The following is a 1394-nucleotide window of genomic DNA, read 5'->3' as shown; positions in this document are numbered from 1 at the left end:
CAATCATGATGAGTCTTGTAAAAGATGGTATTATAGATGTTAAAAACTTGATAACTCTTATGTCTAAAAACCCTGCCAAGATTCTCGGCTTTGATAATACAATAAAAGAAGGAGCTTTGGCAAACCTAGTTTTATGGCACCAAAGTCATGAATGGTTATTTGACGAGAGCATAAATCCTTCTAAATCTTCAAATTCTCCTTTTTTAAATAGTATACTTACTTCTAAGGTATTTTATACTATATATAAAGGTAAGATAGTTTATAGATATTCTTAAGTCAATTTTCTGGAAGGACTTACCGCTTTTATAGCTTTACCTATTATTCTTATCTCGCTTGCTTTCACATCTTGGCTTTTATAAGCTTCATTTTCTGGTAAAAGCCTGAAAAACCCGTCGTTTAATTTATATATCCTTCTCACCAAAAGCCCACCATCTTTATCTGATATAACGTATATTTTGCCGTTTATTATATCTTTAGAAGATGTGTCTATTATGACATATTCTCCATCTCTTATAATCGGTTCCATAGAGTCACCTTTTATTTTTATAGCGCTTAGATATTTTGATGGTATTATATCGTTTACATATATGTATTCTTCTGCATAAAGAGGGTTGCCGGCTCCCGCTTTTACATTTACAATAGGTATTGCAAAAACAGTCTCAATATCACTGTGCTCCTCTTGTTTTTCCAACAAATCTTTTGGACTTATACCAAGGGCTCTTGATATCGATTCTACAAGCTCTATACCAGGATTTAAGATTTTCCCAGATTCTAATTTGTATAGGTACTGCTCAAAAGACACTTCATCCTTTCCCATCATCTTTGCCAATTCTCTTCTTGAAATACCCTTTGATTCTCTTATGTATTTCAATCTTTGTCCGATATTCATATTACTATATTAAGGAGTTTATCTCTTATAAAAATAACCTTTTTTATCTCTTTACCATCTATATATTTTTTTATTTTATCGTCTTGCAACGCCGTTTGTAAAGCTAAACTTTCATCAGCTCCAGCTGGTATAGTTATAGTACTTCTTAGTTTGCCGTTTATTTGCACTGGGATATCTATCTTTTCTTTTAGGAGAGCGGTTTCATCAAGTTCTGGTAATTTTATCTCTTTATCGTAACCTATCATCTCAAACAGCTCGCTTGTTATATGAGGAGCCATTGGATACAACATCTTCAAAAGCGTTAAAACGCCTTCTTTTAAAGTATGCTTATCTTCGTCGTTGCTTGGCTTAAAATCTTGTAAATAGTTAAACAACTCCATAGCTGATGCTATCATAGTGTTGAATTGGTATTTTTCCAAATCTTTTCTGTATCTTTGAATACATTTATTTATTTCATAGTATAAATCCTTGTTTTTTTCCTTATCATCGTACCTGGCTTTTAAAA

Annotated in this window: 2 protein-coding genes and 1 pseudogene; 1 reads left to right on the top strand and 2 read right to left on the bottom strand. The window is 32.1% G+C overall.

The window, feature by feature from the left end:
* Positions 1-275: pseudogene (locus tag ACP5S8_RS08400) on the top strand (dihydroorotase); the annotation flags it as partial.
* Here ACP5S8_RS08400 and ACP5S8_RS08395 read toward each other — a convergent pair.
* Both ACP5S8_RS08395 and ACP5S8_RS08390 read right to left on the bottom strand, forming a co-directional pair.
* Entirely contained in the window at positions 272-889 is a 618-nt protein-coding gene (locus ACP5S8_RS08395; protein WP_461870144.1) for an XRE family transcriptional regulator, read from the bottom strand. The pseudogene ACP5S8_RS08400 and the gene ACP5S8_RS08395 overlap by 4 nt on opposite strands.
* Positions 886-1394: class I tRNA ligase family protein (locus ACP5S8_RS08390; RefSeq protein WP_461876484.1), on the bottom strand; the 509-nt coding region annotated here is incomplete at its 5' end. The genes ACP5S8_RS08390 and ACP5S8_RS08395, both read right to left, overlap by 4 nt.

This window comes from Hydrogenobaculum sp., from assembly GCF_049967395.1.
Taxonomy (GTDB): domain Bacteria; phylum Aquificota; class Aquificia; order Aquificales; family Aquificaceae; genus Hydrogenobaculum.
Note: the sequence above shows the minus strand (reverse complement) of the source record. Positions and strands in the feature narration are given on the sequence as shown.